14 protein-coding genes are annotated in these 14745 nt (G+C 51.7%); 4 read left to right on the top strand and 10 right to left on the bottom strand.

The window, feature by feature from the left end:
* Nucleotides 1-3: 3 nt before the first annotated feature.
* On the bottom strand, nucleotides 4-966 hold the full coding sequence (locus WMW72_RS08470; RefSeq protein ID WP_341414994.1) for an ABC transporter permease: 963 nt from the start codon (nucleotides 964-966) through the stop codon (nucleotides 4-6).
* 257 nt (nucleotides 967-1223) lie between these two features.
* On the opposite strand from WMW72_RS08470, the gene WMW72_RS08465 reads away from it, so the two are divergent.
* The 4 genes from WMW72_RS08465 to WMW72_RS08450 all read left to right on the top strand — a co-directional run bounded on the left by WMW72_RS08465 (nucleotide 1224) and on the right by WMW72_RS08450 (nucleotide 4202).
* The gene (locus WMW72_RS08465) at nucleotides 1224-2006 is read left to right on the top strand and encodes a lipase family protein (protein WP_341414993.1); all 783 of its coding nucleotides are present in this window, start codon (nucleotides 1224-1226) and stop codon (nucleotides 2004-2006) included.
* 243 nt (nucleotides 2007-2249) lie between these two features.
* Nucleotides 2250-3269: a serine hydrolase domain-containing protein gene (locus WMW72_RS08460; protein WP_341414992.1), complete on the top strand. Its 1020-nt coding sequence runs from the start codon at nucleotides 2250-2252 to the stop codon at nucleotides 3267-3269.
* Entirely contained in the window at nucleotides 3262-3777 is a 516-nt protein-coding gene (locus tag WMW72_RS08455) for a hypothetical protein (RefSeq protein ID WP_341414991.1), read from the top strand. The genes WMW72_RS08460 and WMW72_RS08455 overlap by 8 nt, the downstream gene beginning before the upstream one ends.
* Nucleotides 3778-3863: 86 nt before the next feature.
* Nucleotides 3864-4202: a response regulator transcription factor gene (locus WMW72_RS08450; RefSeq protein ID WP_341414990.1), complete on the top strand. Its 339-nt coding sequence runs from the start codon at nucleotides 3864-3866 to the stop codon at nucleotides 4200-4202.
* Between the two features lie 82 nt (nucleotides 4203-4284).
* On the opposite strand, the gene WMW72_RS08445 is transcribed toward WMW72_RS08450, so the two are convergent.
* The 9 genes from WMW72_RS08445 to WMW72_RS08405 all read right to left on the bottom strand — a co-directional run bounded on the left by WMW72_RS08445 (nucleotide 4285) and on the right by WMW72_RS08405 (nucleotide 14528).
* Nucleotides 4285-5265 (bottom strand): carbohydrate kinase family protein, encoded by a 981-nt coding sequence (locus WMW72_RS08445; RefSeq protein WP_341414989.1) that lies wholly within the window; start codon nucleotides 5263-5265, stop codon nucleotides 4285-4287.
* 45 nt (nucleotides 5266-5310) lie between these two features.
* Complete coding sequence (locus WMW72_RS08440; RefSeq protein ID WP_341414988.1) at nucleotides 5311-6321, bottom strand: zinc-dependent alcohol dehydrogenase family protein; 1011 nt, start codon at nucleotides 6319-6321, stop codon at nucleotides 5311-5313.
* A gap of 22 nt (nucleotides 6322-6343) precedes the next feature.
* Nucleotides 6344-7150, bottom strand: coding sequence for a histidinol-phosphatase (locus WMW72_RS08435; protein ID WP_341414987.1), 807 nt, complete (start codon nucleotides 7148-7150; stop codon nucleotides 6344-6346).
* On the bottom strand, nucleotides 7147-7809 hold the full coding sequence (locus WMW72_RS08430) for an MgtC/SapB family protein (protein ID WP_341414986.1): 663 nt from the start codon (nucleotides 7807-7809) through the stop codon (nucleotides 7147-7149). Before WMW72_RS08430 ends, WMW72_RS08435 begins: the two co-directional genes overlap by 4 nt.
* A gap of 57 nt (nucleotides 7810-7866) precedes the next feature.
* Nucleotides 7867-8655 carry a carbohydrate ABC transporter permease gene (locus WMW72_RS08425; RefSeq protein WP_423227527.1) on the bottom strand — a complete coding sequence of 263 codons (789 nt, stop codon included), beginning with the start codon at nucleotides 8653-8655 and terminating at the stop codon, nucleotides 7867-7869.
* A gap of 57 nt (nucleotides 8656-8712) precedes the next feature.
* Entirely contained in the window at nucleotides 8713-9609 is an 897-nt protein-coding gene (locus WMW72_RS08420) for a carbohydrate ABC transporter permease (protein ID WP_341414984.1), read from the bottom strand.
* A 139-nt stretch (nucleotides 9610-9748) separates the two neighbouring features.
* On the bottom strand, nucleotides 9749-11353 hold the full coding sequence (locus WMW72_RS08415; protein WP_341414983.1) for a response regulator transcription factor: 1605 nt from the start codon (nucleotides 11351-11353) through the stop codon (nucleotides 9749-9751).
* Nucleotides 11325-13076, bottom strand: a complete 1752-nt coding sequence (locus WMW72_RS08410) for a cache domain-containing sensor histidine kinase (RefSeq protein ID WP_341414982.1) — start codon at nucleotides 13074-13076, stop codon at nucleotides 11325-11327. Before WMW72_RS08410 ends, WMW72_RS08415 begins: the two co-directional genes overlap by 29 nt.
* A gap of 105 nt (nucleotides 13077-13181) precedes the next feature.
* Nucleotides 13182-14528, bottom strand: a complete 1347-nt coding sequence (locus tag WMW72_RS08405) for an ABC transporter substrate-binding protein (RefSeq protein ID WP_341414981.1) — start codon at nucleotides 14526-14528, stop codon at nucleotides 13182-13184.
* Nucleotides 14529-14745 lie beyond the last annotated feature (217 nt).

Here is a 14745-nt window from a genome sequence, read left to right as displayed (position 1 = left end):
TTGCTAGAATAAGGATGTGTTATTTAGCCGCTTCGTGATGTAATTGGCCCCAAGCAGCAGGACGAGCGATATAAGCGACTTGATCAGGCCGACCGCTGTCGCATAGGAGAACCGGCTTAGCTTCAGACCTGTCTGATACACATAGACGTCGATGACGTTGCTGGCACTTTCATTCAGCTGATTCTTGAGCACGAGAATCTGATCAAAGTTCGAATTCAGAATGCCGCTGACCGCCAGGATGAACAGAATCGTGATCGTCCCCTTGATGGAAGGCAGCGTGACGTAGAACATCTTCTGAAACCGCCCAGCGCCATCAATCGTCGCTGCTTCATACATCTCCGGTGATACGCCGGCCATGGCAGCCAGGTAAATGATCGCCGACCAGCCTAGCTCCTTCCAGATGTCCGAGGAGACGACAATGCCCCAGAAATATTGCGGCTCCGCCAAGTAGCTGATCGGTTCTTGGATGAAACCCAGTGCCATCAGCAGATCATTGATGATGCCGACATCCGACAGCCAGGTCGCCAAGATCCCGCCCAGAATGACCCACGACAGGAAGTGGGGCAGATAGGAGATCGTCTGTACAGCCTTCTTATACCGGACCGAACGCAGCTCATTGAGGAATAGCGCGAAGATAATCGGCAGCGGAAAGCCGAATAGCAGCTTGAGCACACTCATACCTAGCGTATTCTTGATCACATCCGCCAGGCTGTCATCGTCGAAGAAGGCCTTGAAATGCTCCAGTCCCGCCCAGGGCGCTTCCGAAATCGGCTTAACGATATTAAAATCCTTGAAAGCGATGATGATGCCGTACATCGGCACATAGTTGAACAGAAGGATCCAGGCTACGCCCAGTAAAGCCATCACTTGCAGATACCGCTGTGCGTACAGCGTCCGTAGCAGCTTGGATCGTCTGACGGCTGATGAGGACTGCCGTGAAATTTGGATATCGTTATGGGGATCCATCCCGCTGCACCTCCGACTGCATCTTCATAGTGTAAGCACTTACAGTTATTTATTGTAAACGGTATCCTCTGCTGGTGTAAGTAGCCAAATTTCAGATGAGGTCTCTCTTTTTCAGGTCGGTGCCCAATATCCGACAGTTCTGCTGCCTTTCTTGGGCGCGAAGTCCTCCTACATCTGGGTATATGTCGGAAGACAGGTGTCCTTCGCCCTCATAATATATGAGGAAGAACGATGTCGGATTTAGGGGAGAGGATCTTATGAGCTCAAGCCCGTTTGATACACGGAACGCTATTTTCCTTGCTGCGGTATGCGGACAGACCTACAGTCAGTTCGATAACCAGGACGGCACCTTCGTCTTGCCCCACGGTTACCGTCTCATTGCCTCCTTCAAGGCCTCCTCCTTCATGGGCAGTGAGGCGTGGTTCGGATTTATTACCGAATCCGCAGACCGGATCATCATCGCCTTCCGCGGTACGAATACGAGACCGGAGTGGATCTCGAATTCCATCGCACGCCAGACTCCCTATCCGTTCCTCAGCGACAGCGGGCTGGTACACAGCGGGTTTCTGGACATCTACCGGACAGCCCGCAAGTCTATTCTGTCCGCTCTGCGCAAGCTGCCCGAGGACCGGAAGCTATTCATCACCGGCCACAGCCTCGGAGGCGCTCTAGCTACCCTGTGCGCCGTCGACGTTGCAGCGAATTCCAAGTTCAAATCGCCCGTCGTCTACACCTATGCCTCACCACGTGTAGGCAATCCCAAGTTCGCCATGCGCTTCAATAACCTCTTGTCAGGCCGTCACCGCATCTATAACAACAATGACTTGGTTCCCGGGCTGCCGCCCCTTGTCTACCGCTCGCCCAAGACGGACCGCACGTACTTTTACGTTCATGTGAAGAAGGGCTTTGAGCTTTCGTTCCAGAACGGCTCCGTGTCGGCTAACCACTCCCTCCCCAGCTACTTCGACCAGTTGGCGAAGCTGAACCCCGCCTATACCCGGGAGATGTGCTCCCGCAATCCGGGATTTTGTCCGGTCTGAGCGGACGTGGAGGCAGAGAAAGAGACCGGGAGCCCATCCTCCCGGCCTCTTTTCGTCTCCGGTCATGGAATCATGACCCCCATTCCCCCGAACGACCGCTGAGATCGATGAGGATTGCGCGATCACGCCAAATAAATGCGTGAAGGGGGCGAATTCCGCCTGCGGATACGGATTTGCTTTTCCGAAGGGTATGGTACAGTAGGGGCAATATCGCCCTGCTTAACGGGAAAAGGAGATCTCTATATGCACCTGCTGGCTTACAACGTGACCGTAAAAACCCGGAAGAAGTTTCTGGCTGCGTTAGCGGCATTCAGCCTGATTTCGTCCATGGCCTGTCCCTCTATGCTGTCCGCCGCATCTGCGAAGCTCTCGGATACTCAGGAAGTAGAAGCCTTCGTGGACGGCTTCTTCCAGCGCCCAGACATCCGTAGCAAGCTGGCCGGCGCGGTCGTCGTCGTCGTAAAGGGGGACCAGACGCTGCTGAACAAGGGTTATGGATACGCCAATATTGAGCGGCAGACGCCGGTAGACCCGGAGAAGACGCTGTTTCGTCTCGCCTCGATCTCGAAAACCTTCACCGCAACTGCCGTCATGCAGTTGGCTGAACAGCATCAGGTGGACCTAGACCGCGATATTACGGGCTATCTGAACGGCCTGGATATTCCGAATCCTACGAAAGACCCCCTGACCTTGAAGCATCTGATGACGCATACCAGCGGGTTTGACCGCACGGAGGCTGCTGAAGATGAAGGAGCACCGGGTACTATATCTACGCTGGACGCATTTGTAAGAAGCTATGTTCCTACCGTCATCCGCAAGCCGGGAGAAGCGTACCGTTACGACAACTATGCGTATAATCTGCTGGGCTATATCGTTCAGAACAGGACGGGCCAATCGTTCGATCAGGTGATCGCGGACCGTATTTTCAAACCGCTCGGGATGACCCACAGTTATTTCGCGCTCACCCCCGATATTCAAGAGCAGCTCGCTACCCCTTACGACGGGGAAGGCCAGCCGCTTCCGCAGTATGCCACCCTGCCCAACAATTCGCCTGACGGGGGCTTGATCTCCACAGGGGGCGACATGGCCCGCTTCCTCAAGGCCCAGTTGAATGGAGGCAAGCTAGGGCAGGCCTCGATCCTGAGCGAGCCGTCCTTGCTGCAGATGCAGAACCAGCGTGTCCATTCAACCGGATATGCCGGGCGTCGGGTACGGGTGCGAAACTACTTACCCGCAGTTCAGCAACGGGCAGACCGTGATTGACAAAGGAGGCGTCGCCTCCGGCTTTCAATCGCATCTGTGGCTGCTGCCGGAGCAGCAAACCGGACTCTTCGTCGCGCTTAACAGCACCCAGAACGCCAAAGCGCTCCAAAGCTCGCTGTTCGAGAGCTTCATGAATCATTATTTCCCGCCCACGAAACAGAGCGGGCAGCCGCAAGCGTCCGTGCCGAGCACGAAAGAACAGCTCGCTCGTCTGGAAGGGGTGTACCGCGACCTGAGGCTCCCCATGTGGCATTACGATATTGTGGCGCATGACGGCGGACTCACCGTCACCGATGGCTACGGAGAGCATCACCTGACGCAGTTGGAAGACCTGCTGTTCATAGACGAGAATGGAAGAAAAGCAGGCTTCAAGGAGAGGGAGGACGGGACGATCGCCTATTTCTCCTATAACAAGGCAGACAGCTGGTCGGAGAAGCTGCCGGAGCGGCAGCCCTTCGCCGATGTGCCTGACGATCATCCCTACGCGCGATTCATAAGGAGCGGCTAGGGAATACGCTCAAAATCATCCTATTATCCGGCTATACCTATGACGAATTCTACAGCAAGGCTTATGAGATAGGGGCCCACGCCTACTTGTCCAAGCAAAGCACCTACGCCCAGATCATCAATGCGATCAAACAGAGCATGCTGGGACATGTACTTGTCCCGGAGAAGCTGCTGGCCAAGCCGCTTGACCCGCTAACCCCTACAGAACGCGAAATTCTCAGGCGCATCGCGTCCGAGCAGAAGAATAAGGAGATCGCCAAGGAACTGGCGATGAGTCAGCGTACCGTGGAATCCCACATGACTTCGATGAACCAAAAGCTCGGCGTCAAAACCCGGATCGGAGCCGTAGCCAAGGGCTACGAGATGGGATTGCTGGGCCCGGTGAGCGAGGGGCGTTCTTCGGATCGGGATGACTTCCGTATGTAAGAATGAACAAACGAAAAGGCTGGTCGTATATCTATTAGATATCGACTGGCCTTTTCCGTCATTGGGCTTATTTATCCATCCTTCACAAATTTCCCTTGTTAATATGCCTGGTTCCACATAACCGCTGAATGTCGGCCAAGGCGGGCATAGCGGGTATTCCTCCTCTCTTCGTCGCAGCCAGCGCGCCTGCCGCGCAGGCGAAATGAACGAATTGCTCCATATCGGCTAAGGTTATCGCGTCCAGCGTTCCCGAATATTCGAGCACCTGGTATAGGACGGCCGCCATGAAAGCATCCCCGGCTCCGGTCGTATCCACAGCCTCTACAGGATAAACGGGTAAACATCCGCGCTCGCCTCTCAAATTAAATACGCAGCCTTGCTCTCCCAGCGTAACGAAAATAAGAGGGATGCAGTACCGGTTATAGAGCTGCCCGATAGCCAGGTCCATATCCGGTTCGCCGGTGACGAACGTCAGCTCCTCCCCGGAAATTTTCACGATATCCGCATACGGCATGCCTTGCAGAATCATGCGCCGTGCCTCGTCTAAATCGCTCCATAAGGATTCCCGCAAATTCGGATCGTAGGATATAAGCTTGTTTTTACGTTTCGCATGCATGACCGCTTGAAAGGTAGCCGTCCTGGAAGGCTCCCCACTCAGCGATACCGAGCCAAAGTGAAACATGCTCGCGCGATCGATCAAGCCGGTGTCCACTTCGCCGGGTTGAAGCTCTAGATCCGCACCCGGATTCCGGTAAAAACTGAAGGAACGGTCGCCTTGGCCGTCTAGATGCACGCAGGCCAACGTGGTAGGCGTCCGGCTGTCGAATACGAGTCCTGTTCTGTCGATGCCGCTTGCCTTCATCGCGGCTTCCAATTGACGTCCGAATGCATCCTGGCCTACCTTGCCGATGAATGCCGTTTTTTTGCCTAGCTTGCTTAGGGCAGCCAGCACATTGGTCGGGGCTCCGCCCGGATTAGCTTCATATAGGGGATGTCCCTGTTCGGACATGCCACAAGGAGTCAAATCAATGAGCGATTCTCCAATGGCTAATACATCGTACACGTCCTCTCTTCTCCCCTCTATACCTGATTCGCGCAATGGCCAGTTTTATAGCTCAATTTGTACCTTCAGCAGATCCGGTGATTTCGGCTCGTTGAAAAACGGAATGGCTTCCTCCAGCGAAATTGTCTTAGATATAAGCGGCTTAACCTGTATCCGCCGTTCCTTCAACCAGTGGAAGGCAGGGATAAACGTATGGTTAATGGCCATAGAGCCGAGCAGCGTCCAGTCCTTATGGTACAACTCAAACGGATTAACCCGGATGCTGGCATGGTCAGGTGTTACGCCGAATTGCAGATAGGTACCTGCAGGACCGATGTACGGCATCGCCGTTTCGATAACAGCAGGTATACCCGTCACATCAATGACAGTGTCAAAGCCGAACCGGTATTGCGGGTCCGCCTTGATCTCCTCGGCTAGCCTCTGGCTAAGCACCGCTTTGGTCGCCCCGTTCTCCAGCGCCATAGCCAGCTTGCCCGGAGAAATATCGACCGCGACTACCTCTGAGGCTCCAGATACGGATAAGGCTTGAATCAGCTGTTGTCCCATTGCCCCCGCGCCGAATAGAATGACTCTGCTGCCGACTTTAAGCTGCAGACGATTCATTGCGTGTACGATGCAGGCGACCGGCTCGATGAAGGCTGCCTCGTCAAACCCCATCGAATTCGGCAGCTTCACCACATTGGCGGCGGGCACGGCGATATACTCGGCCATACTGCCGTTCTTCGTTACCCCAAGAGCCCCCCATCTCTCACAATGGTTGCCCCTCTGAGTCAAGCAGAATTGACACGCCCCGCAGAACAGAGATGGATCTGCGCTAACGCGGTCGCCAGCATGCAAGCCGGTAACGCCTTCCCCCACCGAATGAATGACGCCTGAGAACTCATGGCCCGGCACGATGGGAAAGTGAGAGAGGTATTCCCCTTCGAAAATATGAAGGTCCGTACCGCATATACCGACGCGTTTCACTTCAATCGTGACCTCGTTCTTGCCGGGCTCGGGATACGGAAGCTCGCGGATCGCGGCTTGACGGGCCCCTTCGATTACCAATGCCTTCATATCTATCATCTCCTCATGACGTTTAGAGAGGTATGCTTTGACGCTTTCTTTCCCGGTAGAAGGTCCACTCTTTAAACCCGAGCTTCTTCAAGGCTTCGCGGACATCCTCCCACTCATCCCCGACCCGCTCCGGCACATGTGAATCCGAGCCGAACGTGACGGACACGCCGTAATAAGCTGCCCGCTCTAGGATATCCAACGACGGGTGCCAGCCTCCGCTTGGCTTGAACTTGCCGGAGGTGTTCACCTCAATAGACACCCCGCTTGCGGCGATAACCTGCAGCGTCTGCTCCATCAGTGGAGACAGATGACCGGCGATCGCCGGACAAAATCCTTTAATCGCGTCGATATGTCCTAGGATTTCGAACATACCGCTTTGGGCGGATGCCTGAATAAGCCCCAAGTATATTTCGGCTTCGGTCTTCAACTGTTCCTCGTCAACTTTGTCCCAACGCGTTTTATCGAAAATATGCTTGCCGCTGGATACATGGACAGAGCCGATCCTATAGTCGAAGGGATATTCCGCGTATACGCGTTTGTAGAGCTCTGCGTGCTCCGGGAAAAAATCGGATTCGATGCCGAGAAGCACTTCGATTTTTCCCCGGTATTGCTCCTTCAGCCGCAGCACCTCCGCCACATATTCCGGCAGCTCCGACTTCGCCATTGCGATCGCCGGATTTAGTTGATTTTCCTCGCTGGCCAGGAACGGAGAATGATCGGAAATACCAATGATGCTTAATCCGTTAGCCAGTGCTGCCTCAATATAATCGCGAATCTTTCCCTCCGCATGCCCGCAGCGGTCATGATGGGTATGCAAATCGAATTTCACAGGCTTGCCTCCTTGTAGTTGCCCACGCTTTTAACGCCCGGTATGAGCTTGATGGTTTCCGTAATGAGGAACAAGTTTTGCTTCTTGGTGCGGTAGCTGATTCGAATGCCAAGCATGCCGTCATCCATAGACTCTACGTTCAGATAACCAAGCTTGACGTTCGGAGTGTCCAGCGCATGCGAGATTTGCTTCAGCATGCCGGGCGCGTCTTCCACGACGATATGAAGCGTCTTGGTCGTGCGTGAGGGGATTACTCTCTTGCCGAGTCCGTTCAGGGCCAGCAAAGTGATCATCATCAGCACGGTAGCCAGGGCGGTCACGAAGTAAAACCCCGCTCCCGCGGATAATCCGATCGCGGCGGAAACCCACAGCGATGCGGCTGTCGTCAGACCCGAGACGGACAAGCCGTTTCGGATAATGGTGCCTGCCCCGAGAAAGCCAATCCCGCTGATTACCTGGGCACCGAGTCGGGCGGGATCCATCCGTACGTTCGGCTCTTCTGCGAATTGGGAAAAGCCGTACATCGACAAGAGCATGATCAATGCAGCCCCTAAGGCAACGAGCATATGGGTTCTCAGTCCGGCATGATGATTTCCCCACTCCCGCTCAAACCCGATCATGCCTCCGCCCAGCATCGCCGCGAATAAGCGGATGGTCATTTCCCCATGTGAAATATGCCATACATCCATTTCTCTTCCATCCCCTTACTTCCAGGCTTAGCCTTTTACCCCCCCGCTAGATAGCCCTTCGATAACCTGCTTTTGTCCGATGATGAAAATAATGAGCAGCGGCAAGATCGCGGAGACGGCTCCCGCCATAATCAAAGAGTAGTACACACCGCTCAAATCCGAAAATTTAGCCAGACCCAACTGCAGCGTAATTTTAGTTTCCGACCGGATAAAAATAAGCGGATTCTGATAATCGTTCCAGGTCCAGATAAAGCGCAAAATCGCGTAAGTCGCAATCGCCGGTCTCATCAAGGGCATAACGATCCGGGTAAACGTGGTGAAATGTCCCGCTCCGTCGATTTTGGCCGACTCAATAAACTCATTGGATATACTCATGAAAAATTGCCTGAGCAGGAACGTCCCGAGCACGCTGAAGCTGGACAGCAGCACCAGCCCGAGATGGCTGTCGAACAATCCGACCCACCGGTAAATCAGGAATTGCGGCACGAGCGTCGCTTGATGAGGGATCATGTAAGTCGATAACACGATCAGGAACAAAACGTCTCTTCCCTTGAATTTCATCTTCGTAAAGCCGTAGGCCGCCATGCTGGAGAACAAAGCCGATAATACCGTCGTAATCACGGCCACCTTGATGGAATTCCAGTAATACAGACTGAATGGGAATTTGCCGAACCACACCTGCGTGTAATTTTCTATGGCGTTCCATGTCGAAGGAATCCACTCGATCGGATATTTGAATACATCCGACTCTACCTTGAAGGAAGCCGACACCATCCAGATAAACGGGAGCACCATGACAATGCCGAATATGAGCATGATAACGGTTATCACTGTTTTTTGTATTCTTATCTTCCTGTGCATAGGAGCCTCCCGTTAGTAGTTAACCCATTTTTGCTGCGCTTTCCACTGGATGACGGTAATGATGAATACGAGGATAAACAGGATCCAGGCCATCGCGGAAGCGTACCCCATGTTCAAATTGATAAATGCCGTTTCGTATAAATAATAGACGATGACGGAGGTCGACAACGCCGGTCCCCCTTGGGTCAGCACGTTAATGATATCGAACACCTTGAAGGAGGATATGATGCCCGTGACGAGCAGGAAAAACGTCGTTGGCGTCAGCAGGGGCAGTGTCAGCTTGAAGAACTTGCTCGCCGGTCCGGCGCCGTCGATATCCGCGGCCTCGTACAGATCCTTCGGTATGGACTGCAGTCCGGCCATGTAAATGATGAGATTAAAGCCAATGTTGATCCAGACTACGATCATGATGACGGAGGGCATGGCATAGTGAATATCGGCCAGCCACTTGGGCGGATTATCGATTCCGATGGCCGTCAGCATGTGGTTAACCGGTCCGAAGGAAGGCTGGAAAAGCACCATCCAGATAACCGATACGGCGACAACGCTCGACACATACGGGAAGAAATAGACCACTTTGAAAAAACTCTTAAAATAAACGTGCTTGTTGATAAGGACCGCCAATAGCAGGGAAATAGCCAAGCCGATCGGCACTTGAATCATAAAAGTAAAATTGTTGATGACGGAGCGGATAAAGACCTCGTCGTCCGCCAGCCGGGCGAAGTTGGCGAGTCCCGTAAACTTGATCGCCCCCGGACTGAAGCCCTTCATAAAATTCCATTCCGTAAAGCTGAGGACCAAAGAGATCAATATAGGGGCAACCGTAAGCACCAGTACGCCTAACAGCATCGGTCCGACAAAGACATACCCGGCCGCCGTATCCTTCCACTTCATCCAGGTCGTTCTCATGGATATTTTTCTCCTTTCACATTCTCGTTGCTTGCCTCCTTATCATAGGATTTCTCCCTTTCATTTGTAATGTAGATTCCTGACCAGTTACTGTCCATTCTTGCTATGCCGCAGACATGAAGGCTGTCTGGGGCTGCCGCTAGCGGTAGCCTCTGTAATGATTGGGAGTCATGCCGGTCAGCTTTTTGAACACCTTATAGAAGTAATTCTTCTCATAGCCGATTTTCTCTGCGATCTCATCGACTGATAATTGCGTCTGGTCCAGAAGCTCCTTGGCATGCTCGACTTTAACTTTGGTGATGTATTCGACGAAATTCTCCCCTGTTTCTTTCTTGAACAAGCGGCTGAGGTAGCTCGGATTGAGATGAAGAACGCTGGAGAGCTCCTCCAGCGTGACGATTTTGTCGATATTCACAATCACGTAACGCTGCGCATTCAGAATTTCGATACGCCGGATGCCATGACTTTCTTTTTTCATTTTGGTCATCATGCTGCCGACGAGGCCGAGCCACTCATCCTTCATTTCCTGCAAAGAACAAGCATTGCTCATGGTAACCGGGAACTCTTCGTTGGCATCCACGGCAATCAAGCAAAGAGATCTGACCTTCATCTGCAGCTCGACGACAACCTTATTAATCCATTCCTTAGAAATCACGCTTGGAAAACGCTCACGACGAATAAAATCGACCCATCTGCACACGGTCGCTTCCATCTGCGCGGCTTGTCCCGAGATAGCCGCCCGCTTCATTTCATCCAGCGCTTCATAGTAATAGCGAAAAATATCATCCTTGGACAGAACCGGGGGATTCAGCTTCTCGACGGCCCCCGGCTCCATATAAAAATACTGCTCGTCCGAATGAAACAGCAGCTTCAAATGACGGGCCAAGCCTGCCGAGAAGTCGGTTGGCTTGCCGATAATAAACGACATATCAAGCGACATCCGCTTGCGGAGCTGCCTCTGGATCGATGTCATGATCGCAGAAACATGATCATAGATATTGATCGCGGGATTCGTCTGAAAGGAGAATAGGATAAAATCCTTCCGCGCATCATGTTCGAAATATATAGCGTTATCATACTCCTCGAGCAATTCCTCCATCGCATTGGCCAACGCAAACTTGAGCAAATCCCCGGACATTTTCAGTCTGCGCTGCGTTTCATCCGCACGGTTTAACATGCATAATACGGGAAGCAGCACAGGCGATTGCGTATCAAGTCCGCATTCGGCCGCCTCGCTTTTCCAGCGCGCATCGTTCCATATGGGGTTATGCAGAGTCGTATGCATCCAGCGGTTACGCTGAATCGACAAGGCGGATTTGCCCGAGAACTGCCTGTCCTGCTTTTGCTGTCGGCTTGCGTTGGACCGATGATCGAGAGTCTCTTTGAACTTTCTCAAGGTCTGGATGACCTTGTCGATATCGAAGCTCTCCTTCAGCATATATTCGCATACACTCAGACTGATGGCCTTTTGAGCATATTCGAATTTATCATGACAGGAAATAATGATGGAGAGCAGCTCCGGCTGATACGCTTTAATGGCTTCAATCAGCTCCAAGCCGTTCATCTTCGGGATGCCGATATCCGTGATGAGAATATCCGGTGCATGGCTCTCCGCTGCTTGTAGCGCTTTCAAACCATTTTCGTACATGCCGATTAATTCAATCCCCAGCTCGGTCCAGGGAATATTGCGCGATAGAAATTGCAGTACCGGATAATCATCCTCTACGAGCATCAGCTTGTACATCGAATTCTCCCCCTCCCGAAATCGGCATACTCAATCGAATGGTGGTTCCAAAACCCACGGTGCTCTCGATGTTGATGCCGCAGTCCGTTCCATAGGACAACCGCATCCGATCGTACACATTCGTAAGCCCGATGCCCGCATGCGGCTTATGTTTACCGTCGGCTAGCCCGCTTTGCAGCTGCTCCACTTCCTCGCGCGGCATGCCCTTGCCCGAGTCCTTCACAGCCACGATCAGATGCTCCTCCTCCACCCAGCAGCTTACCGTGATGGTCCCGCCTGTATGCTCCAGCCCATGTAGGATGGCATTCTCGACAATAGGCTGCAGCAAAAGACGGGGCACCTTGAAGACGGAGCTGTCGGACGAGCAGTACATTTCAAACCTGATCGTTTCCCTATGGCGAAAATTCATCAATTTCACATAGTGAGTCATCGTTTCAAGCTCTTCTTCCAGGCGCACCCATTCATTATTACGATTAATGGTCATTCGTAGAAACGAGGATAACGAGAGCAGCAGCCCGGCTGTCTCGTCATGCCCTTGTGACATGCTGTTGATCCGGATCGAATTCAAAATATTGAATAAGAAATGGGGCTGCAGCTGCGCTTGCAGCATCTCCAGTTCCATTTGCCGCTTCAAGTTTTGCTCCGTCTCGATTTGCCGAATCATCACTTGTATCCGGCTGAGCATCGAATCGAAGGAAGTGCCGAGAATACCGACTTCATCGCGCCCCTTGATATGCGAGCGAAACTCCAAATTGCCCGAATCAATCTTGGAAGCCAGGCGTGCCAGCTTCAATACGGGCTTCGTAAAGCGATCCATCATGTAAACGATCAAAATAACGAACAGCGAAAATAGAATCAGCTGAAAAATTCCGATACTGCGGAATAGCTGGGTAATGAAGCGGGTAATATGGTTATACGGAACAAGACTGACAATTTGCCAGCCTCCAAAAGACAGCGCTTTGCTGCTCACGTATAATTCCGACTCGTCGTATGCCAGAGCCGTACCGATCTTGCTCGAATCATTATGGGACAGGATCAAGCCGCCGCTATCGACGATCATGATTTGCTGGTTGCTGTCATACGTTTGCAAAACCTTGCGAACCTTCTCCTCAGGCAAGCTGATAATCAGATACGCATACGGCTTGTCGAACGGACCTTTAATCGCACGGGCAATCGTTAAAGAATGGGGCCTGCCCTGCATATACATGCGGTGCGCTCCCACCCAGAACGTTTCGAGAGCCGTCAGCTCATTTAACTTAGGAAACCATGCTTCATCCAAGTAACGGGAGGGATTCATGCTTTTGTAGGCATAGTTCGTCATAGACGTTCCATCCTCAAGCAGCAGCGTTATATATAAACTGTCATCCATCAATAAATTGTCCAGAAACTGGCCTATTTTTCTTTCGCCCATCCAGATTTGAGGATCGCGTTGCTGGCTTTTGCTTTTCTCGAATGCTTTGTTCTGCAATAAAATCGAATTGATTTCCGGATCAAACTGAATCTTGTTGGAGATATAGATCATGTTCTGAATGAGTGTAAGTACATATTGATGGACCACGTCCATCGAAGCCTCGGCATTATCGATCGCCTGCCGCTTCAGCACGTTTTGGGTCCAATAGCTGGACAAACTGAGCGCTGAAGCCGCAGGGATCAACAAACAAAGCACGGCCGTGATAATGACTTTGGATCTAAGGGAAATAGGTCTTAAGCTGTCTCTGTTCATAGGGATCCTCTTCCTATCGTCGTAGTCGCCACGGGGAAGCCGCCGGCCTTTGGCCTCCTGAGCGATTGAGGAGCCCTAAGGTCTCCATTCCATATTTAAAACCTGTTATTTCTGGTTGAGCTTCGCGATCTTCTTGACCTTCTCGTCCGTCTTCTTAATGGTCGTATCTATATCCTGATTGCCTAATAAGAATAGCTCTACTTCTTCATTATAAGCTTTAATAATCTCATTGTAATAGGTAGGCGGTATTCCCAGCTTGGCAAATTTCACCTTGGACATGACATTCTTGAACGATTGTCCGTCAACGAATTCAGGTTTTTGCGTATGGCTGATAATATTATCGATTTCTTTATCCACATCGAGCTTTTTCCACGCCCCCAGATACTTCCCTTGTACGGAGAAGCCTTGAGTTGTGTAATAACGTATAAACTTATAGCTCGCTTCCTTATTCTTCGAAGCCGCCGCCACGGATAAGTACAAGGTTTCGGAAACAGGAGCGTAATTAGGATCGTCCTTGCTGATTTTCGGAAATGGGGCAAATGCCGTTCGGAAGGTGGCCGGGTACTTGTCATAGCCTCCGACACGCGTCAGCATATATCCGCCCAAAATCTGCATGCTGGCTTTACCGTTGAAATACGGCCAAGCATAGTGGAGCTTCTGGGAAACAATATCCGCATACGCCATCGCAGATTTATCGACCATCTCCGTTTGTTTGAGAATCTCTAGAGATTTTCTCAGCGCGGGACTCGTAACATTAGAGGATTCATCCGCATTGATCAGCATGTTCTGCTCAGGCTGGCTTCTTAAAGCGAACGTATTGGAAGCGGCCCAGTTATGAATGTAGGTGCCGAAACGCTTGCCCGTTCCTTCCCCCTTGGTCAAAATTCGGGCGTATTCGAAAAATTCGTCAAACGTCCAATCCGTAGGAACCGGCAGGTTGGCCTCCTTCAGATGATCCATGTTCAACAGCACCATGTCGGGCATCAAATGCCCTGGCAGCGCATAATAAGCCCCATTCATCTTCGTGTCCAATTTATATTCATCGTCGAATTTCACGCCTTCCTTCTCCAAGAAAGGGTTAAGCGGTTCCAGCATTCCCATTCCGACCCGTTGCGCATAGGTAATGTTGGAGGGCATCATGACAACGTCCAGTTGTTCGCCAGATGCGGCCAACAAGTCTAGCTTCTTCAGAGATTCCGTAGAATCAATCGCTTCCAGACGGATCGACTCCACTTTAATGCCGGGGTTCAGCTTCTCGAATTCAGCAATGACCAGATCCAGCTTCTCATCCTGCGTATTCTGCCAGTGATGAAACTTGATGGTGATGTCTTTTTGTCCATTGTTCGTAGAGGCGGGTGGCTTGTTTTCCTCCGTCGGACTCTTCCCCGTGCACCCGGCCATAACGACAAGAGCGAGCGTCAGACAGAGCAAACGGCTGCTTCGTGTGATCATTTCATTATTCCTCCCCTAAGGCTTGTTTATGATGACGAGTCCAGAGTATCATAATCAATCTTTCCAAATAATCGATAAAATCTACATTTTGCATCTTATCTTGTCATGATAGCCGATCCGGTGGCTTTACCTAGCCATAGGATTCATCCCTAAACAGCCCTAGGTTTATAGCTTCTTACAAAAACCGACGGCATTCATGGGCTTCTTCCGTACTTAT

Source organism: Paenibacillus filicis, from assembly GCF_038070315.1.
In the GTDB taxonomy this organism is placed as follows: domain Bacteria; phylum Bacillota; class Bacilli; order Paenibacillales; family NBRC-103111; genus Paenibacillus_G; species Paenibacillus_G filicis.
This window is presented reverse-complemented; position numbering and strand designations above follow the sequence as displayed.

Excerpts from the sequence above, each read along its gene's own strand:
- WMW72_RS08470 (WP_341414994.1), bottom strand. The coding sequence starts at position 966 with ATGGATCCCCATAACGATATCCAAATTTCACGGCAGTCCTCATCAGCC.
- WMW72_RS08420 (WP_341414984.1), bottom strand. The coding sequence starts at position 9,609 with ATGAGAACGACCTGGATGAAGTGGAAGGATACGGCGGCCGGGTATGTC.
- WMW72_RS08415 (WP_341414983.1), bottom strand. The coding sequence starts at position 11,353 with ATGTACAAGCTGATGCTCGTAGAGGATGATTATCCGGTACTGCAATTT.
- WMW72_RS08430 (WP_341414986.1), bottom strand. The coding sequence starts at position 7,809 with ATGACCATCCGCTTATTCGCGGCGATGCTGGGCGGAGGCATGATCGGG.
- WMW72_RS08440 (WP_341414988.1), bottom strand. The coding sequence starts at position 6,321 with ATGAAGGCATTGGTAATCGAAGGGGCCCGTCAAGCCGCGATCCGCGAG.
- WMW72_RS08425 (WP_423227527.1), bottom strand. The coding sequence starts at position 8,655 with ATGCTCATATTCGGCATTGTCATGGTGCTCCCGTTTATCTGGATGGTG.
- WMW72_RS08460 (WP_341414992.1), top strand. The coding sequence starts at position 2,250 with ATGCACCTGCTGGCTTACAACGTGACCGTAAAAACCCGGAAGAAGTTT.
- WMW72_RS08465 (WP_341414993.1), top strand. The coding sequence starts at position 1,224 with ATGAGCTCAAGCCCGTTTGATACACGGAACGCTATTTTCCTTGCTGCG.
- WMW72_RS08405 (WP_341414981.1), bottom strand. The coding sequence starts at position 14,528 with ATGATCACACGAAGCAGCCGTTTGCTCTGTCTGACGCTCGCTCTTGTC.
- WMW72_RS08410 (WP_341414982.1), bottom strand. The coding sequence starts at position 13,076 with ATGAACAGAGACAGCTTAAGACCTATTTCCCTTAGATCCAAAGTCATT.